Genomic DNA, 19,959 nt, shown 5'->3' on the forward strand with positions numbered 1-19,959 from the left:
ATAAGCGTTCAGTATTTTAAAATGCCTCTATTCATGGGGAACAACGAGAATGGAGCAGGGGCCATTCTGAAAACAATAAGGTCATTTAATAGGAGGAACACATATGTATCAATTTCCAAAGGGATTTTTATGGGGGGCTGCAACCAGTGCGCCACAATCTGAGGGGGCAGCGACAAAAGACGGAAAAAGTTCTTCTACTTGGGACAAGTGGTTTGAACTGGAACCAGAACTTTTTTATGATCAAGTAGGGCCAGAAAATACCTCTAATGTCTATGAGATGTACAAAGAAGAAGTAGCAAATATGAAGGCAATGAATTTGAACTCGTATCGAACTTCTATTGCATGGACTCGTTTGTTGCCAGATGGTAAAACATTAAATCCGAAGGCGGTCGATTTTTATCGAGCATATTTTCAAGAATTAGTAGATAACGGTGTTGAACCAATTATCAATTTGTTTCATTTTGATATGCCGTGGTGGTTGATGGAAAAAGGCGGTTGGGAGGTACGGGAATCTGTAGAATACTTTGCTCACTATGCAAGCGTTGCTTTTGACCAGTTCGGTGATATTGTGAAAAAGTGGGCGACTTTTAATGAACCTTTGGTACACATTGAGTGCGGCTATTATGGTGATGCGCATTGGCCAAGAGTTCATGATTTTAAACGGGCATTGCAAGTTGGTTATCACACCATGTTAGCTCATGCGAAGGCAGTAGAGGCTTATAGAAAATCTAAGCACGGTGATGGTCAAATTTCCATCATCTTAAATTTATCGCCGGTTTATCCAAAGAGTAATACACCGGAGGATCTAGAGGCAGCGAAGTGGGCAGATCACATCTATGTCCGTAGCTTCCTTGATTGTGCTATTAAAGGCGCTTTCTCTGATGAATTTGTCAATATGCTGAAAGAGGCGGATTTGTATCCTACAACTAGACCAGAGGATAAAGGAACCTTTTTGAAAAATACAGTCGATTTTTTGGGCTGCAACTATTATCAACCAATGCGGGTACAGGCAGTGCCCATGAATAGAAGAAATGTGCCAATTAAAGGTCCTCACGATTTGTTCCAAAACTATGATTGGCCGGAAAAACGTATTAATCCTCATCGAGGCTGGGAAATCTATCCTCGCGGTATTTACGATATTGCCATGCGTTTAAAGAATAGCTATGAGAATGTTCCCTGGTATATCTCTGAAAATGGCATGGGTGTTTCTGAAGAAGAACGATTTGAAAATTTAGATGGAATCATTGAAGATGACTACCGCATTGAGTTCATTGAGGATCACTTGGTGGAACTCCATCGTGCAATTGAGGAAGGATCCCCTTGTTTTGGTTACCATTTGTGGACATTTTCTGATTGTTGGAGCTGGTTAAATGCTTACAAAAATCGCTACGGTTTTTACCGTGTAAACTTGAAAGAAGATTTTAAACGAACACCAAAGAAATCCAGTTTTTGGTTGGCTGATACCATAACCAAGAATGGGTTTGATAGAAAGACTATTTAAAACAAAAGAGATTTCTTGAAAATTTATAACTTTACCGAATTAAGTGGACAGTACTACCTACGAGCATCGAAGCTAAGTTTTCCACCAGCTTCGATGTTTATTTATTTTCTTCCATACAATTTAAAGTTTCAAAAAATATCAATGAATTAATTCTCACAATCATTGAAAGTTGAATCTTCATGTGAGAAAATGTTCAAGGTCAATTTACATGAATGTTTCAGAAAACTAAATCTGTACATTCAAAATAGAAAAGAGGGAGTCAGAAAATGAAAAAAGCGTCAAAAATTTTTGGTTTATTAGCTAGTGCATTATTTCTAGCTGCTGGGTGTTCTGCAGATAATGGCAAAGGAGATACTTCAGCCAATAGCTCAAGCGAATCTGCGGAGGTTGCTTCAGGAGCATCAGCCCAAGCCTATACAGATCCGAAAGAAATGAAAGATGAATATGATATTATCATCGTGGGTTCCGGTGGAGCAGGGATGTCTGCAGCAATCGAAGCAAAAGATGCTGGTTTAAATCCGGTTATCTTTGAAAAAATGCCGGTTGTTGGAGGAAATACAAATAAAGCTTCTTCTGGAATGAATGCGTCAGAAACAAAATTCCAAAAAGAACAAGGAATCACTGACAGCAACGATGCGTTTTATGAAGAAACGCTAAAAGGCGGTCATGATACAAATGATAAAGAATTGTTACGTTATTTCGTGGATCATTCTGCGGATGCTATCGATTGGTTGGATTCATTAGATATCCGTTTAAATAACTTGACAATTACTGGCGGTATGAGCACAAAACGTACCCATCGTCCTGAAGATGGTTCTGCAGTCGGTGAATATTTGGTTAAAGGATTATCGGAAAATGTTCAAAAAAGAGAGATTCCGGTATTTGTTAATAGCGATGTAAAAGAATTGATCAAAGAAGACGACCAAGTTACAGGTGTGAAAGTTAGTGTGAAGGGACAAGCTGAGAAAGAAATCTCAGGAAAAGCAGTTATTGTAGCAACTGGTGGTTTTGGTGCCAGCGCTGAAATGATTGAAGAAGTTCGACCTGATTTAAAAGGAATCGTAACCACCAATCAAGAAGGAAGCACCGGAGACGGAATCAAAATGATTGAATCCGTTGGCGGCTATACTGTTGATATGGATCAAATCCAAGTCCATCCTACAGTGCAACAAGACAAAGGCGTACTGATTGGAGAAGCTGTTCGTGGAGAAGGCGCCATTCTTGTTGATGAGAACGGAAATCGCTTTGTAAATGAGTTGGATACCCGGGACAATGTTACCGCAGCAATCAATAAGTTACCTGCTAAAGCAGCTTACTTGGTTTTTGATCAAGGTGTTCGTGATCGGGCAACAGCTATCGAGTTTTATGACAAGCAAGGATACGTTGTTGAAGGAAAAACAGTTGCTGAATTAAGTGAAAAACTTAAATTTTCTGGGGACGATTTAGTAAAAACCGTTGATACATGGAACAAAGCCGTTGCGGATAAAAAAGATACCACTTTTAATCGGACAACTGCGATGGATCATGATTTGAGTACAGGACCATTTTACGCAATTAAAATAGCACCAGGAATCCATTACACAATGGGTGGCGTAAAAATCAACAGTAAAACTGAAGTATTGAAAAAAGATGGAGAAACAATCCCAGGATTGTTCGCTGCTGGTGAAGTAACGGGTGGCCTTCATGGACAAAACAGAATCGGTGGAAACTCTGTAGCTGAAATTATTATTTTTGGCCGACAAGCAGGAATCCAAGCGGCTGATTTTGTAAAATAAAAGAGTCGCTAGTCGAATAACTTGTTTATATCATAAAAATCCACAGTTGTTGTCTTAGACACGATAACAGCTGTGGATTTTTTTCATTTTGAGTTATTTTATTTTCCGTTCGATAGGTGGGAAACTTTTTGGCTGTGAGGACCAGAAAAAAACGCCATTTGATCTCCAATGAACAGGAGAGACAAATGGCATTTTCTTTTTTAGTTGATTGCAAAAGGTTTAAAAAAGCAACTGCCAAGTAAATCCAAACTTGTCGGTAACCCAACAAATCTCAGTATATTTATCAAAATTCTTTTCATGCATTATTATGGTGCCACCATCTTTTAGCGTATTGAACGCTTGATCAAATTCAGTCTGTCCGTCTACCTCAATTAAAATAGATGTTGCCCAATTGGAGATTGGTGCTGGAGAATCCTTAGTCATATCTAAAAATCCAATCACTAAATTACCTAGTTTCAGTTCCCCTTCGAGAATAAGATTTGGTTCATCTTTGCTGGCTTCCCCATACCGGTTTAACTTGGTAATTTCAGAACTTGGAAAGGCTAGATGATACCAATTAATCGCAGCTTCGGCCTGACCACTATACGTCAAAAACGGAAATGCTTGTTTCATTTTTTTTCCTCCTAACATGCCGTTGAAATCGTTACCAATGAAAGTATAGCATGAGATAAACTAAAATAGCCAAAAATAGGATTTGTCTGAAGATGGGAAAAGCATTCGCTATCGATTTTAATGGCTGCCGATTTTTCAAATTTTTAAAAGCTATTTTTAGAAATTCTCAATTTTACGAGGCAGGATCAGGAATAGGATGCCACCAATGATGAGAGCTGAAAAAAGAAATACGAGGTGATAGCCAGTCAAAGTCTGAGAATCATGGGCAAACCCAAAGCTATAAAAGATTCCTAAAAGTGTAATCATGAAACTTTGTCCTAAGGTTCGACACAAGGTAATAAATCCTGAGACAGTACTGATATTTTCCTCCGTGGCATTTGACTGGGCAGTGATCAGGCTGATTGTAAAAGCTAGACCGATGCCAAGCCCAGAAAATCCTGCTAATAACAAAAGAATAAGATAAGAAGCTGAGGCAGGCAAAAAGCTCATAATCCCAAAAATACCTAAAATAAGTGTTAAAGAAAGGAGCAAAATTTTTTTCTTACCAAAATAACCAGCAAGCTGTGCAGAGAAATAAGAACCGGTAATGAACAGGATCGAGGAAGGAAGTAAAGCAAGACCGGCCAAGGTGGGGGTGAAGTGCAATTCAGTTTGGACCCATAATGGTACGTAGACTTGAAACCCGATAAGTGCCCCGTTAATCAAAAAAATCACTGCAACAAACAGTAGAAAATTTTTCTTTCTAAACGTCGTGAGGGGAAGAATCGGCATTTTTTCTTTTCGTTCTAATTTGATAAATCCCCAAAGTAATCCACACCCGAATAGAAAGAGTAGTGCCCCAAGAAGCAGATTTGTTGTCATTAGTTGGATACTTGTAAGCATAAGAAATAGCAGCACAGCAAAAATGACCTGTTGGCGAAGATAATGGCTGTTTTTTTCTTTTTTTATTGGCTGCTTTTTTTCATGATAGACGAAAAACACGATTAGGAACACCGCGATCCCAAAAGGAATATTAATGAAAAAAATCCAGTGCCAAGTAAAATTGGATACCAACATTCCTCCTAGTAAAGGAGCAATCAGAGAGGTGATTCCCCATGCAGAATTATTCAAGCCCATGATTTTGCCCCGCTGTTCTAAATCGAATAAATCACCAATCAAGGCAAAGGTAATAGGTAGAATCCCACCCGAACCGATACCTTGAATCACTCGAAAAATAATTAGGCTGAGGTAAGAAGTCGAAAGTCCGCAAAGCATCGTTCCCAAAGTAAATAGAGCTAAACCGAAAAGAAAAATTTTTTTCTTTCCTATTTGATCGGCCCAATGACTTAAAAAGGGTGTGGCAATTGCACTGGCAAAGAGATAACTCGAAAATAATAATGAAACAGAGTCATTTTGATTATTGAAACTTTTAAAGATGTCATTAGCAGCAGTGACCACAATGGTTGACTCAATGGCGGTCATAAAAGTAGCGCCATAAATCGCCAGCATCATCCAGCGTTTATTTTTTTTCATAAAAAATCCTCCAATCAAAAGGTGAGCAGTAAGCGAACGGTTAATTATGCTTGCGCAAGCAATTATATAGTTGTTTCTGCTATTTGTCAATGAAACACCGTTTTTAGTGTCGATTACTAAAGAAACACACTATTAGTTACGGTTTGTTTTTTTTCAGCAAAAAATAAGGAAATTTTCAGTCTAGTTGAAGTTTTTTCAAACTACTGTAGAATAGATTTTAGTTTAATGAAAGGTAGGAATCATTTATTGGATGCAAATATTTTAAGTTTAATTGGTGTCGTCATCGTTATCATTGGCTTTGCACTTAAGTTGGATTCGATTCTGATTGTTGTGGTTGCGCTGATCGCAACAGCGCTAGTCAGTGGATTAGGATTTACGGCAATGCTGGAGACCTTGGGAACGAGCTTCGTTGCGAATAGAGGAATGGCTATTTTTATTATTATTATGTTGGCAACCGGAACTTTGGAAAGAAATGGATTAAAAGAATCAGCTGCTCGCTTGATAAAAAAAGCAAAACGTGTAAATACCAGTACGATTTTGATGATTTACGGGGTGTTTCGTACAATCTTTGCGGCATTTAACGTTAGCTTTGGCGGTGTCGCTGGATTCGTCCGTCCGATTGTCTATCCGATGATGGAAGGCGCTGTGGAATCGAAAAAAATGCCGGAAAATGAAAATTATTCCGAAGACTTAAAAGGGATGTCTTCCGCCATGGAAAATATCACTTGGTTTTTCGGACAGAATTTATTTATCGGTGGCGCAGGAGCATTGCTAGTACAGTCTACATTAAAAAGTTTAGGCTATGAAGTCTCACTCGTCCGTTTGATGGTCGTTGAGATTCCCGTTGCTCTTGTGGCTTTAGTCGTTGCTTGTCTTTATTTTTATTTTAAAGATAAACGTTTGATGAAAAAATATTATGGCGAAAAGGAGGAGAAATAAAATGACCTTTTTTTCAAGTTCAGAGGTATTATTAAGTGAGAAGCTTTTGGAGATCATTTATCTTGTCATGGGGTTGATCTCAGCAGGTACAGGAATCTATAATTTATTGGATCACAGCAATAAAAATCGGTTTGGTACGGGTATTTTTTGGTTGATTTTAGGAATCGTAATTGGTTTTGGGCGTTGGATTCCTAGTGTTTGGGTTGGGGTATTGATTTTAGTGATGACGATTCCAGCAATCTTGCAAAAAGTGACAAAAGGAAAAAGTCATGCTGCAAGCAAAGAATACATGGAAAACATGGCAAATAAAATCGGTAATCGGATTTTTCTGCCGGCGTTGAGTATTGGTTTTGTTGCAATTATTATTGCTTTGTTCACTAAGCTTGGTGCTTTAGTTGGTGTTGGTCTTGGCGTGTTACTGGCAATTGTTTTAATGATGCTCTTTTCAAAAGATAATAAGCCGGCGACTTTTTTCAAAGATGCGGTGGAAATGTTAGGAACAGTTGGTCCGTTATCCATGCTGCCGATGCTCTTGGCTTCATTAGGAGCGGTATTTACTCAGGCTGGTGTTGGTGAAGTTATTTCCAATGGAGTGAGCGAAATCGTGCCAAAAGGGAACATGACGGTAGGAATCATTATCTATGCTCTAGGCATGGTTATTTTTACAATCATCATGGGAAATGCCTTTGCTGCAATCACCGTAATGACTGTCGGAATTGGTGCGCCCTTTGTACTAGCCTATGGGGCAGATCCGGCATTGGTTGTAATGGTGGCGTTAAGTTGCGGTTTTTGCGGAACATTGATGACGCCAATGGCAGCCAATTTTAACATTGTACCTGTTGCTATTTTGGAAATGAAGGATAAATATGGTGTTATAAAAAATCAAATTTTTGTCGCTTTGTTTATGCTGGTCTTCCAAATTGTTTATATGTTGATTTTCAAATAAGAAAGGTTGGATGAACATGAAAGTTTTAGTTACCGGCTTTGATCCGTTTGGCGGAGAAAAAGTCAATCCTGCATATGAAGCAGTTAAATTATTACCTAATGAGATTGCTGGGGCAGAAATCATTAAGCTGGAAGTACCGACTGTTTTTGGCGAAAGTGGAGAAAAAGTTCGCACAGCGATTCAAAAAGAAACGCCTGATATCGTTATTTGTGTCGGACAGGCAGGGGGTCGGGCCTCTGTCTCTTTTGAACGGGTAGCAATCAATTTAATTGAAGCTCGGATTCCTGATAATAAAGGAAATCAGCCAGCAGGGGCTAAAGTCCAGGAGGATGGCGAAACAGCATATTTTACTTCCTTACCAATCAAAGCGATGGTCAAACATGTCAATGATCATGGACTGCCCGGTTACATTTCCTATACTGCCGGAACTTTTGTCTGCAACGAAATTATGTACAATTTGTTGTACACGATTGCCAACGAATTTCCTACTGTTAAAGGAGGATTTATCCACGTACCTTTTGAAACAAGTCAAGCAGTGGGGAAACCTGCAGATACGCCATCAATGCCAATTACTACCATCGCAAAAACCATTGAATTAGCGATTGAAGCTGCAGTTACACAAAAAGAAGACATTCAGTTGAATGTTGGAACAACACATTAAGCTTTGTCTATATAACTGTATAAAACAAAAATTCCTCTGATCGTGTTAATCGGAGGAATTTTTGTTTGCATTTTTTTCATTTTTTAGAAGATAACTGGCAGCTGTCAGCAAAATGGTCAGGAGCAAAAGAAAGAAAGGAAATAAGTGCAGTGACCATTGATCTGCGAGCCAACCAAATAAAGGGGGAATCAGCATGACACCAATATAAGCAGCAGCCATTTGTGAACCAATCACTGCTTGAGAATAGTTCCTTCCAAAGGTTTTTGGCGTTAAATGCGTGAAATTTGGAAAAAGCGGGCCATTGCCCAAACCAATAAAAAATAAGGGCAAAGCGGCAAACGTTTGTGGAAGGGGAAAAATGAGTAGAAGTAAAGCCCCAAAGATAATTCCCTCACCGATAAAAATAATCTGCCAAGTAGTTAAAAAACGGGAAAGGACACCGGAGAAAAAGCGACCTATTGTCATTCCCAAGTAATAAAAGGTTAAAACACCGGCAGCGGCGGCAACCGGTATTTCCCGAACCTGAACAAAATAGCTGGCGCCCCATATGCCACTAGTAAATTCCAATCCACAAGAGCTAATAAAGACAAGCCACACCAAGCGGACTTTAGGATTTTTGCTTAGGTGAAACAAAGAAATTTGTTTTGGTTGGCTTTCTTCTTGAACCTGCGCCCATTTTGCCTGAACCTTTCCCCATAAGGGTTGGCTGAAAACCATCAAAAAAGCGATCACTAATTGTACAAAAAACATTAAACGGTATCCTTGGTGCCAGCTTTGGCCGCCACCTAAAATCTGACTCATCAGCAGAGGACTCATAGTGATTCCGATACCATAAAAACAATGGAGAAAATTCATGTGAATCGCTTGATAGTGAAGAGCAACATAATTATTCAGTGTAGCATCAATTGCGCCTCCACCTAAACCCAAGGGAATGGAGCAAAAGACCAGCCAGAGAAAATTCGGAGCTAAAGAAAAGCCGAATAAACCGATTGCTGTGGCAAAGGTACTGATAACTACCGTTTTGTTGGTTCCCAATGTTCTAATCAAGCGTGCACTGTTCAAACTAGCGATAACTGTCGCTCCTTGCAGGACCAATGTTAGGATGTTAAGGGAAGCAATCGGAACTTGAAAATCTTGATAAATCGCCGGCCAAGCAGTACCTAATAGGGAGTCGGGTATGCCTAGTCCAATAAAAGCAATATAAATGAAAAATAAGAGTAATGTAGCCATAGTTACCTCGTAAGTTTTTTTAGTTGTTGGTTAGCTAGTCTTGAAATAAAGAAGAAAAATTTTGTTGTTGAATGCCTTTTAAAAAAGCAGTGACAAAATTTTCTTCGGCTTTTGAGAGCGTCTTATCCATACGATGAGCAATGAAATAGCTCAGGGATAATTCGGTAACCGGAAACAAATTATAGTTTCCGGGTTTAAGAGAATAAATTACACTTTCCGGAGCAATGGCTAACCCAAGACCGTTTTTAGCAAGTTCCACCACTGTATAGATATTATCGCTTTCTAGGGAAATTGCGGGTTCAATTTTATATTTTTGAAAGAGCTGATCCATTTGACGACGAATCGCTGATCCACTGGAAGTCAGCACAAATTTTTCTTGCAGCAAGTCCTTTATTGCAATCGATTTTAGGTCTAATAAGCGAATACCTGCTTGGTAAAAACGAGAAGAGTCGGGAATGATACCATAGTAATTTTCTTTTGAACACTCGTAAACCTTTAGATTTGGGGAAACGGTCTCGGGATTTTGACCGATGTAAAAATTCGTTTCGCCTTTCAACACCTTACTTTCATTGGTTTTTGGCAACTTCTCATCCAACAACAATTTTACTGTTGGATTATTTTGCTGGTATTCCGGCAGAAAAAGCGGCAGGAGAAAAATCCCTAAGCTAGACAAGATGCCGACTCGAATTTTTGTTTGATCGGGATCAGTATATAGCTCCAATTTCTTTTGAAGTTGAGAGGCCTCCATTTCGAGGGTTTCTAAATATTGATAGTAAACCTTGCCAGCCTCTGTCAATTGCAGGTGACCGGTATGACGATTAATAATCTCTGTTCCTAATTCTTGTTCTACTTTTTGAATCGCTTGGGTTAAATAAGGCTGCGAAATAAATAAATCTTTGGCTGCTTTGGTGTAATTTCCGTGCTTTAGAAGAATATCTAAATAATGCAGCATCACCGGTGAGTCTTTTAGAGCCATGAGTATCCCTCCAGTTTCTTTTCATTATAACAAAATACTTATAGCATGATAGTTAAATAAATATTTCACAAACAGTTGTGTAAGGATTAGACTGACCTTAAGTAAATGGAAACGATATTTACTACAAAACAGAAGAAAAATAAAAAAGTTATTTGCGCATTTTTTGAGCAACATAAATTTTTTTCTTCAATATTGTTAAATATATCACATTTAATTTTGAAAGGAAGTTTTTAAATGAAACTTATCGGAATCGTTGGAACAAACTCGGATCGTTCCACCAATCGAAAATTATTACAGTTTATCCAAAGACATTTTTCTGATCAAGCAACCATCGAACTTTGTGAGATCAAAGATATCCCAGCTTTTGATGAGCCGGAAGATAAAACACCACCAGTAGCAGTCCAAGAACTATCAAATAAGATTACCAAAGCTGATGGTGTGATTATCAGTACACCAGAATATGATCACACAATTCCTGCTGCTTTAAAAAGTGTTTTGGAATGGCTATCTTATACGACACAACCATTAATTGATAAACCTGTGATGGTAACGGGGGCTTCATTGGGTTCGTTGGGGTCTTCTCGGGCTCAAGCACATTTGCGTCAAATTTTAGATGCGCCAGAATTGAAAGCCCGTCTTATGCCAAGTGCCGAATTTTTATTAGGTCATTCGGAACAAGCCTTTGATGAAGAAGGAAACCTGAAGGATCAAGAGAAGGTTGCGGAACTGGAAGAAGATTTTAATGAGTTTTTGCATTTTGTGACCTTGACCAACCAATTGTTAAAGGATCGCAGTAAAAAACAAACCAAACCATTTTCATGGGAAGTCTAGTGAGGAGGAAGTAAAATGAAATATGCAGCACTTATCGGAACAAATGCCAATCATTCGTATAATCGAACACTTGTGCAATTCATGAAAAAACATTTCGCAGATTCTGCTGAAATTGAAATTTTAGAAATCAAAAATGTACCAATGTTTAATGAAACAGACGATCAAACAGAAAGCCCAGTCATCCAAACCCTCAACCAAAAAATCAGCGAAGCCGATGGAGTCATCATTGCGACACCTGAACACAATCATTCCGTTCCTTCTGCATTAAAGAGCGTTTTAGAATGGTTGTCCTTCAATATCCATCCTTTCGATGGTAAACCAGTTATGATTGTTGGAGCTTCTTATGATGTTCAAGGATCATCCCGCGCACAATTGCATTTACGGCAAATTTTGGACGCACCGGGAGTAAATGCTTCGGTTATGCCAGGGAGCGAATTTTTACTAGGTCGTGCGCAACAAGCCTTTGATGAAGATGGTAATTTGAAGGATGTTAGAACGATTGAATTTCTAGAAAGCTGTTTCCGAAAATTCATCCGTTTTACAGAAATTGCCAATTTATTGAATGTTCCAGAAAATATCACCTTTGAACCAGGAAAATATGAAGTGACGGCGGTGGGACATAACGGAAATCTACCAATGACTGTCACTTTAAGCGATGATCGAATCGAAGCAATCGATATCGATACATCAGGTGAATCAGAAGGAATTGCAGATATTGTCTTTACTCGAATTCCCCAAGAAATCATTGATGGGCAAACCCTGAATGTCGATGCCGTTTCTGGGGCATCAGTCACCAGTCACGGGGTAGTTGATGGCGTGGCAAAGGCGGTACAACTTGCCGGAGCAAATCCGGATGCTTTAAGAAAGCGCCCCAAAACCGGCTTCATTCCTCAAACAAAAGCGGTAGAATACACAACAGATGTTGTTGTTGTCGGTGGTGGTGGCGCAGGTTTAAGTGCGGCAGCCAGTGTTTTACAGGCTGGAAAAAAAGTAATCCTCGTCGAAAAATTCCCTGCACTTGGCGGAAATACAGTTCGAGCTGGAGGACCAATGAATGCAGCGGATCCTGCTTGGCAAAATAGCTTTGATGCTTTGCCGGGTGAAAGTGCAACATTGGAAGAAATGCTGCATCTAGATGAAAGTACGATCGATCCAGAATATTTAGCCGATTTTAAAACATTGAAACAACAAATCAATGCTTATTTGAAGGAAACTACGGACACGAAAGAATATCTTTTTGACTCCTCAATTTGGCATCGAATCCAAACGTATCTTGGCGGAAAACGGACAGACTTAAAAGGAAATGTCATTTATGGTCAATACGATCTTGTAAAAATCTTAACGGATCATGCATTGGAATCAGTCGAATGGTTGGAAGAAGTTGGCGTAGCGTTCGATAAAAATCACGTGGATATGCCTGTTGGTGCAAAATGGCGTCGGGGACACAAACCTCTTAAAAGTGAAGGCTTTGCCTTTATCTCTGCATTGAAAGAGTTCGTTGAGAAAAATGGCGGCACAATTCTGACCGATACACCAGTCAAAGAATTACTGATTGAAGATGGCAAGGTAGTAGGTCTTATTGGTCGAGGCATTAATAATCAAAAAGTCACGATTCATGCAAAAGCAGTGGTTTTGGCTTCAGGTGGTTTTGGTGCCAACACGAAAATGTTGAAACAATACAATACTTACTGGACACAAATTGATGACGACATTAAAACATCGAATTCACCTGCGATTACCGGTGACGGAATCAAACTAGGTGAAAGTGCGGGAGCGGATTTAGTAGGTATGGGCTTTTCACAAATGATGCCTGTTTCTGATCCGAATACCGGAGCACTATTCAGCGGGTTACAGGTACCGCCAGCAAACTTTGTTATGGTTAATCAAAAAGGCAAACGGTTCGTTAATGAGTATGAAAGTCGGGATGTTCTGACTCAAGCGGCCATTGATAACGGCAGTCTGTTTTACTTGATTGCCGATGATGAAATTAAAAAAACAGCTTACAATACAAATCAAGAAAAATTAGACAAACAAGTTGCTGCAGGAACCTTATTCCGATCAGAAACGATTGAAGGGTTAGCAGAGCAACTTGGAATGGACCCAGCAACTCTGAAAGACACGATTGAAAAATATAACTCTTATGTAGATGCAGGAAATGATCCTGAGTTTGGCAAAGATGTTTTCGATCTAAAAGTTACGAAAGCACCATTCTATGCAACACCAAGAAAACCAGCTGTTCACCACACTATGGGTGGATTGAAGATTGATACGCAGACACATGTTTTAGACAAAAATGGAAAACAAATTTCTGGATTATATGCTGCCGGGGAAGTTGCCGGTGGAATTCACGCAGGAAATCGTTTGGGAGGAAATTCCTTAACGGATATCTTTACCTTTGGACGAATCGCTGGGAAAACGGCAATCAAAGATTTTTTTGAATAAATGATTCATCCATAGTGTAGGAAAAAATTTGCTAAATCAGTGAGTAGAAAAATGCTCATTGATTTAGTAAATGGATTGTTCGTTTAGCGGTTTTAAAAATCCATGTGAATTTTGTAACAATAATAGCAATGGAGGAAGAAAATGGAAAATAAATCATTGAATCGCTGGCCAGTTCTAATTGCTTCAACAGCAGTCTTGCTGTGTACTGGTGCAGTGTATGCGTTTAGCGTTTTTGCAGGTCCACTAAGTCAATTAAAGGGTTGGAGCATGTCAGAAATTATGTTGGCGTTTACTATTAATGCCGCTGTTGGACCAATCACTATGATTCTTGGTGGGTTTCTAACAGATAGAGGGTTAGCCAAATGGACGATTTTCTTTGGTGGGATTCTTTTCGGCGTAGGATTTTTCTTGACTGGACTAGTAAATTCGCCAGGGATGCTTTATCTTACTTATGGTATTTTAGCTGGTTTGGGGCAAGGATTTGCTTATTCTGCTTGCCTAAGCAACACCTTACGCTTGTTTCCAGACAAACGTGGCTTAGCATCCGGACTAATCACAGCAGGAATGGGGGGGGCTGCAATTATTGCTGCACCAATTGCCAATAGTCTGATTGAATCACAGGATGCGTTGTACGCATTTCGGATGTTAGGAATCGCCTATATACTTGTCGTTGTCGTTGCCAATTTCTTTATTAAAAATGCACCGACTGACTTCAAGCCAAAGGGATGGACAGCGCCGGTTGTAAAAAGTGGCAATAGTTCAATTAATAAAAATTGGAAAAAGATGTTGCAAACACCAGAATTTTATTTAATTATTTTTATGCTGGGCGTCGGTGCATTCTCCGGATTGATGATTGCATCAAATGCTGCAGTCATTGGACAAGAAATGTTTGGTTTAACTGCGGCAGCTGCTGCGTTTTACGTAAGTCTTTATTCTCTAAGCAATTGCTTGGGTCGCGTTCTTTGGGGAACCGTCTCTGATCGTCTTGGGCGGACAAAAACGTTGCTGATTATCTATACTGTGGTGGCTTGTTCACTATTAGTATTAGCTTTGCTTTCGGGAACGGCAGCTTTTGCTATCGGTATTATCGGCTTAGGTCTATGTTTTGGTGGCGTGATGGGAGTTTTTCCATCAATGGTTATGGAAAACTACGGTCCTGTCAATCAAGGTGTCAACTACGGTATCGTTTTTATCGGGTATTCGACGGCAGCCTTTTTTGGACCAAAAGTTGCAACCGGGATGGCAGCGAACCACAATGGTGACTTTACCCAAGCCTTCTACACAGCAATTGTACTAGCTGTTGTGGGACTATTGTTGGATCTCGTTTATATCCAACGAAAGAAAAACCAACAAGCAGAACCATTGGTTAAAGGCAGATAATCAAAAATAGACAACTTGGGTCGTTTTTCCTTTTTTTAGGAGAAGCGGCTTTTAATTTCGGCATAGTAAACAAGATAAAATCTTTCTGTGACTGATAGATATTAACTAATTTTAAAATACACCTTACTTAGGTGAAATCTCTTCCAAAAACAACATTCTTTTAAAAAGTGAGGAAAGAATGTTATAACTAGAGTAATGAAAAATAAAAGGATGGATAAGAATGACAAAAATAGACGGAACGTTTACGTTTCCAAGAGGATTGTCAGTAAAAAATCGGATCGTTATGGCACCAATGACTACAAAAATGTCTTTTTATGATGGGGTAGTAACGCAAGATGAACGGGAATATTATGGCTTGCGCTCTGGTGAAGCTGGCATAGTAATTACTGGTGCAGCAAACGTTCAAGAAGATGGAAAAGGCTGGGAAGGGGAGTTAGGCGTGTATGATGACCGTTTTATTCCCGGGTTAGCAAAATTGGCTTCAACCATCAAAGAAAATGGTACGAAAGCCATTCTGCAAATTTTTCATGGAGGACGAATGACAAACTCAGCGATTTTGCGGGGAACCCAAACTATCGCACCCAGCGCGGTTGCCGCTGAACGTCCAAAGGCAGAAACACCTCGTGAAATGACTTCAGAAGAAATTTACACCTTGATTGATAATTTTGCAAAGGCTACTGAAAGAGCCATTAAAGCAGGGTTTGACGGGGTTGAGCTGCATGGAGCCAACACTTATTTAATTCAGCAATTCTTTTCTCCTCATTCCAACCGTAGGGAAGACGAATGGGGCGGTACGTTAGATAAAAGATTTCATTTTATTGATTTATTGGTAGATAAGGTCTTGGAAACAGTGGATAAAAGCGACGCGGAAGACTTTATTGTGGGGTATCGTTTTTCTCCAGAAGAATATGAAACGCCAGGGATTCGATTTGATGATACTTTGTTCCTTATCGATCAATTAGCAAATAAAAAACTGGATTACCTACATCTTTCTCTTAACGATTTTGCGAAAGTCTCTGTTAGTGAAAACTACCAAGACAAAGCAATGATGGATTATGTGGCAGAGAAAATTGATCATCGGCTACCTTTGATTGGTGTAGGGAATGTCCGAACCAAAAAGGATGCAGAAAATGTCTTAAAACAAGCAGATTTTGTTGCGATTGGACGGGCAATCTTGATTGATCCTCATTGGCCAAGTAAGGTCTTGAATAATCAAGAAGAACTATTACGCACCCGTCTTAGCCAGTATGACCGTGAGGAACTGCTTTTACATGATGGTGTCTGGGAATTTTTAATCAATATGATGCCAGAACGATTAATTGATTAACCTAAAAAGTGTATCCGGATTTTCAAGTCCAGATACACTTTTTTTGATTATTGTTTTACCACTGGAATCCAAATTTCACCCGTTACCTGATTTTCTTTTTGTTCATTCACAACGACAGTATTAGGACCACCTACATAGGCATAGTCAGAAAGATTCATCAGAACGTCTCCAAAAGCACTGCCTGTCAATTGCATAGCCAAAGATTCAATATCAGAAGAAGTTCCAGAGATAATAAGATATTCGCTTGCAGGAAATTCAATGTTCCGAGTGACTTCCGGCAATGTTTCATCCGTCTGTACTCCGAAGTAATACATCATTTTATCGTCATAAGCTTCATTTACTAGAAATAATTCTGGTGTTTTTGCTACTGATTTCAATTTATCAAAAGTTCCGTTTGTTTGAATTTTTTTATAAAAATCTGCTTTTTCTTGATTGATCCCCATAAAATCTGTGTAATGGCTTTTTAATTCTACGCCTGTTCCGGCAACGTTGAAACTTGCTTTTGATTGTAATTTATAGTCTGTCATTTTAATTCCACCTTTGTTTTTATTGCCATTCTTGCTGACAAGGTTATAATAAACCTTAATCATATCAAAAAGTGATACTGTTTAAGGAGTCGGGATGAAAAAAGTAGAACGAATCAATACAATGATGCGCTATATCAACAATCGTGGTCATTTTACAATTTCTGAATTAATGACCGAGTTTCAAGTTTCCCGCGCGACAGCTATTCGCGATGTGCGAGAAATTGAGGCCAGTGGTATGCCCTTGGTCTCAGAAGTTGGTCGAGATGGCGGCTATTCCGTTATCCAAAATTCTCTTTTACCTGCGATTCGGTTCAAAGACGATGAGGTAAAGGCGCTTTTTCTTGCTTTTATGGCTACACGCAATCAGCAGCTTCCTTATTTAAAAAGTCGCCAGTCTTTGACCGAAAAATTATTAGGACTGCTTTCTGAAAGTCAGCAGGAGGAATTGATTATTTTGAATCAGTTGATTCAGTTTGCGAGCACTAATGCTAAAAATCCGGAGCTGCTCGAACTCAGCGATCAGCCTTCACCTATGGTAGAGAAAGTCATCCGTTTAGCTTTGAAAGATGTTTATCTGAATATAGTGGTGGAAGAGGGGAACAGACAGGAAACTTCCTTCATCTATCTTCTTCACCTTTATCAAGAAAATGGAGCATGGTTAATTGATGGCTTTGATCTCGACAAAAAAGAAGAGAAAATAATTTTTGTTAAAGATATTCTGGAGATTAATTTGGCACCCTCAAAGAACACATGGACAGAAAAAAAGATTCGTATGTTATTGACGCAACAAGCACCTGTAAACAATTTCAAGTTGCAGCTTAGTGGTACTGCCATCTCACAATTTAAAAAATACCATCCAATTCATTTACTGCTGGCTTATACTTCACCGTTTCAGTCAACAGCCATTGTAAAAGTATTTATTGATTTAAATGATTCTAAAAAAATTCAAGAGGCCATCAATTGGTTGTTGTTTCTTGGTGAGGAGTGTAAGATTCTGGAAATTCCTGATATGGTTGAAAAGAAATTACAGGAACGAATTCAGGGCTATATTGGAAAATTTAGTGGATAAAATTGGAATTTTCTGCTTTATCTCTCCTATAAATTATAGGATTTCCCTGCTGTTTTTCTAAATGACTATCCGCAAAAATTTTTTCTTAGATAGTAATTTAGAAAATTGGTTCAGGAATTATAGCTAATCAATGACGTATTCCTAAATTTATTTTGTTTCATGAATATATACGAAGCAGTTAGGGGTTAGCTATAGGTATAAAGGCTCTGTCGATTAACAATCCATCTTTCAGAAAAATACAGATTTTCAGGAAAGATGGATAGAAAGACAAATACCTCCATACAAAACGAGTGCTATTCAATGAAAATGAAGCAACTTAACCTATGATAATACTTAATCTTTTAGATACAGGTTGCTAATATGGTTAATTATTGAAAAAATTATTCTTTTCCATAGCTTTCAGCGATAAAAATTGTTTTGTTTAGGCAATAAAAGAAACGAATCAACTGTATAAAAATTATGTAAACTAGGAATTAGATTTTTAATGTATAGCGGTTGTTTTTTTCATATGAACCTTTAGCAATTGGTTTGAATTTTTTAAGTCATATAAGGAATTGAAAATTCTAAAATAATATTCTAGTTCGTGAATACTGACGATTTTCTTTAAGACAATTATTGGGAAAACTTTTTCCTAGCAAAGTAAAAACCAAAGATTTATTCATTTACTTACTTGTTCTCTTTTTTATTTATAAAATAACAATCTTTCTTAAAAAACGGTTCTTTTCCGAAAATTAGATAGACTTTGATTTACTAGAATATTTTTACAATTTCATATAGACCTATTTTTGCGTACTTGCTTATTTATCGGAAAATATCATTGCGTTATCAAAGATTATGAGTTTTTTTGTTGACTTTTTGGTATATACCAATTATAATTATTATAGGCTCTTCCCTACCCTATAATTGAAAGGAATGAAAAAGAATGGATGAAGAACGTATTTATGAATGTATTCAAGATGAATTAAAAAACATGCCCGAGTTTGTTTCTGAATTTGTAAAGATAAAAACAGTCGGACAGTACTCTCCTCTTACAATTTACGAGTATCTAAAAAATTATCGTCCCTTCTTTGAATATCTGACACAACATCATTTGGTTGCTGAAACAAAGCCGGCTGATATCTCGATTGCATCGATGCAAAAGTTGACTGTTCTGGAATTAAATGATTATAAAGCATTTTTACAAACGAGAAAACCACATCGCTCCCCCGCTGCTCAAGCAAAAGTTGCGACTAGTTCACCAAAGAAAAAAGCTAGAAAAGCTAAGTTATCAACGGTGACCGTGCAACGAGCAATCACTGCCTTAAAGGTTCTCTTTAAATTTTTGACTGAAAGTTCTGCGAATAAATGGCATAAACCCTATCTCGAGCATAATCCGATGAATGAAGTAAAAAGTGTTGCCGTCAAAATGACGCTACAAGCTCGGGCAGATAAAATTTCTGACTATCTTTTTTTAGGAGAGCAAACGCAGGAATATCTGGACTTTATTGAAACAATTTATCCGACAAAAATTTCTGCTCAGGCAAAAAAATTTTATGATCGTGACAAAGAACGAGACCTCGCCATCAATGCATTGATTCTCTACTCCGGTTTGCGACTTTCAGAAGTCGTCAATATTGATTTAGAAGACTTATCCTTTGAAAAAAATCGGGTTCGAGTTGTCCGTAAAGGTGCTAAAGATGATGCCGTTTATATTGGTGCAAAAGCAATGGAATATCTCGCAGCATATATCGAAATTAGAGCAAGTCGTTATAAACCAGATGAGGATGAACCTGCATTTTTTCTTTCTAGAAGCAGTAAACAAGCCAAAAGAATGACTGGTTCTGCCATCGAAAAAATGGTTGGTAAATATTCTGAGATGTTCAAAATTCGCATTTCTCCTCACAAAATGCGGCATACCATGGCAACTCGCCTGTATCTCAATACGTTGGATCTTATGCTCACAGCAAAACAACTGGGCCATAAGGATACCTCTACCACTACTCTTTATACAAGTATTGCCAACGATGATACCAAGGATGCACTGAATAACTTGTGAAAAATGAACTTTATATTTCAACAACAAAAAAGCAGAGAAAATCCGCCATTTTCATTTTGGCGTTTATTTCTCTGCTTTTTTGTTGAAATAACATGATACTTCCATAGAAAACATTCAATTATCGTGTATTGCCCAGTTGCTTGTCAACCAGGTTAAAATTCAACTTCCTCAGTTTTTTGAAGCGACTGAAAGAATA

General features: G+C 38.4%; 16 protein-coding genes. 11 read left to right on the forward strand and 5 right to left on the reverse strand.

Features of this window, described 5'->3' with window-relative positions; genetic code table 11:
• The first annotated feature begins 103 nt into the window (after window positions 1-103).
• Both FFM66_RS08155 and FFM66_RS08160 read left to right on the forward strand, forming a co-directional pair.
• Window positions 104-1,501 (forward strand): glycoside hydrolase family 1 protein, encoded by a 1,398-nt coding sequence (locus FFM66_RS08155; RefSeq protein ID WP_137605577.1) that lies wholly within the window; start codon window positions 104-106, stop codon window positions 1,499-1,501.
• A gap of 266 nt (window positions 1,502-1,767) precedes the next feature.
• Window positions 1,768-3,276 (forward strand): flavocytochrome c, encoded by a 1,509-nt coding sequence (locus FFM66_RS08160; protein ID WP_048603506.1) that lies wholly within the window; start codon window positions 1,768-1,770, stop codon window positions 3,274-3,276.
• Window positions 3,277-3,495: 219 nt separating this feature from the next.
• On the opposite strand, the gene FFM66_RS08165 is transcribed toward FFM66_RS08160, so the two are convergent.
• Together FFM66_RS08165 and FFM66_RS08170 are read right to left on the reverse strand one after the other, a co-directional pair.
• Entirely contained in the window at window positions 3,496-3,888 is a 393-nt protein-coding gene (locus tag FFM66_RS08165; RefSeq protein ID WP_137605578.1) for a VOC family protein, read from the reverse strand.
• 156 nt (window positions 3,889-4,044) lie between these two features.
• Window positions 4,045-5,400 carry an MFS transporter gene (locus FFM66_RS08170; protein ID WP_137605579.1) on the reverse strand — a complete coding sequence of 452 codons (1,356 nt, stop codon included), beginning with the start codon at window positions 5,398-5,400 and terminating at the stop codon, window positions 4,045-4,047.
• Between the two features lie 246 nt (window positions 5,401-5,646).
• Here FFM66_RS08170 and FFM66_RS08175 point away from each other — a divergent pair, with 246 nt between their 5' ends.
• Genes FFM66_RS08175 through pcp form a run of 3 tightly spaced genes read left to right on the forward strand, consistent with a single transcriptional unit; the run spans window position 5,647 to window position 7,946 of the window.
• The gene (locus tag FFM66_RS08175) at window positions 5,647-6,339 is read left to right on the forward strand and encodes a DUF969 domain-containing protein (RefSeq protein ID WP_246038431.1); all 693 of its coding nucleotides are present in this window, start codon (window positions 5,647-5,649) and stop codon (window positions 6,337-6,339) included.
• Window position 6,340: 1 nt separating this feature from the next.
• Window positions 6,341-7,285 (forward strand): DUF979 domain-containing protein, encoded by a 945-nt coding sequence (locus tag FFM66_RS08180; protein WP_137605581.1) that lies wholly within the window; start codon window positions 6,341-6,343, stop codon window positions 7,283-7,285.
• 16 nt (window positions 7,286-7,301) lie between these two features.
• The gene (gene pcp, locus FFM66_RS08185; RefSeq protein ID WP_137605582.1) at window positions 7,302-7,946 is read left to right on the forward strand and encodes a pyroglutamyl-peptidase I; all 645 of its coding nucleotides are present in this window, start codon (window positions 7,302-7,304) and stop codon (window positions 7,944-7,946) included.
• A 45-nt stretch (window positions 7,947-7,991) separates the two neighbouring features.
• Here the strand turns inward: pcp and FFM66_RS08190 are convergent, their stop codons facing one another.
• Both FFM66_RS08190 and FFM66_RS08195 read right to left on the reverse strand, forming a co-directional pair.
• Complete coding sequence (locus tag FFM66_RS08190; RefSeq protein ID WP_137605583.1) at window positions 7,992-9,176, reverse strand: MFS transporter; 1,185 nt, start codon at window positions 9,174-9,176, stop codon at window positions 7,992-7,994.
• Between the two features lie 34 nt (window positions 9,177-9,210).
• On the reverse strand, window positions 9,211-10,152 hold the full coding sequence (locus FFM66_RS08195) for a LysR family transcriptional regulator (RefSeq protein WP_048603500.1): 942 nt from the start codon (window positions 10,150-10,152) through the stop codon (window positions 9,211-9,213).
• A gap of 234 nt (window positions 10,153-10,386) precedes the next feature.
• Between FFM66_RS08195 and FFM66_RS08200 the strand changes: the two genes are divergently transcribed.
• The 4 genes from FFM66_RS08200 to FFM66_RS08215 all read left to right on the forward strand — a co-directional run bounded on the left by FFM66_RS08200 (window position 10,387) and on the right by FFM66_RS08215 (window position 16,132).
• On the forward strand, window positions 10,387-10,983 hold the full coding sequence (locus FFM66_RS08200) for an NADPH-dependent FMN reductase (protein WP_048603499.1): 597 nt from the start codon (window positions 10,387-10,389) through the stop codon (window positions 10,981-10,983).
• 15 nt (window positions 10,984-10,998) lie between these two features.
• Window positions 10,999-13,425 (forward strand): flavocytochrome c, encoded by a 2,427-nt coding sequence (locus FFM66_RS08205; RefSeq protein ID WP_048603498.1) that lies wholly within the window; start codon window positions 10,999-11,001, stop codon window positions 13,423-13,425.
• A gap of 141 nt (window positions 13,426-13,566) precedes the next feature.
• On the forward strand, window positions 13,567-14,805 hold the full coding sequence (locus FFM66_RS08210; RefSeq protein ID WP_048603497.1) for an L-lactate MFS transporter: 1,239 nt from the start codon (window positions 13,567-13,569) through the stop codon (window positions 14,803-14,805).
• Window positions 14,806-15,025: 220 nt separating this feature from the next.
• Window positions 15,026-16,132 (forward strand): NADH-dependent flavin oxidoreductase, encoded by a 1,107-nt coding sequence (locus FFM66_RS08215; RefSeq protein WP_137605584.1) that lies wholly within the window; start codon window positions 15,026-15,028, stop codon window positions 16,130-16,132.
• Window positions 16,133-16,179: 47 nt separating this feature from the next.
• Here FFM66_RS08215 and FFM66_RS08220 read toward each other — a convergent pair whose 3' ends face one another.
• Window positions 16,180-16,659 carry an effector binding domain-containing protein gene (locus FFM66_RS08220; RefSeq protein WP_137605585.1) on the reverse strand — a complete coding sequence of 160 codons (480 nt, stop codon included), beginning with the start codon at window positions 16,657-16,659 and terminating at the stop codon, window positions 16,180-16,182.
• A gap of 94 nt (window positions 16,660-16,753) precedes the next feature.
• Here FFM66_RS08220 and FFM66_RS08225 point away from each other — a divergent pair, with 94 nt between their 5' ends.
• Both FFM66_RS08225 and xerS read left to right on the forward strand, forming a co-directional pair.
• A complete protein-coding gene (locus FFM66_RS08225; protein ID WP_137605586.1) occupies window positions 16,754-17,728 on the forward strand; it encodes a helix-turn-helix transcriptional regulator in 975 nt (324 codons plus the stop codon).
• Window positions 17,729-18,650: 922 nt separating this feature from the next.
• The gene (gene xerS / locus FFM66_RS08230) at window positions 18,651-19,763 is read left to right on the forward strand and encodes a tyrosine recombinase XerS (protein ID WP_048603493.1); all 1,113 of its coding nucleotides are present in this window, start codon (window positions 18,651-18,653) and stop codon (window positions 19,761-19,763) included.
• The last annotated feature ends 196 nt before the right edge of the window (window positions 19,764-19,959 follow it).

The organism is Enterococcus songbeiensis, assembly GCF_005405265.1.
GTDB classification, from domain to species: Bacteria; Bacillota; Bacilli; order Lactobacillales; family Enterococcaceae; genus Enterococcus_C; species Enterococcus_C songbeiensis.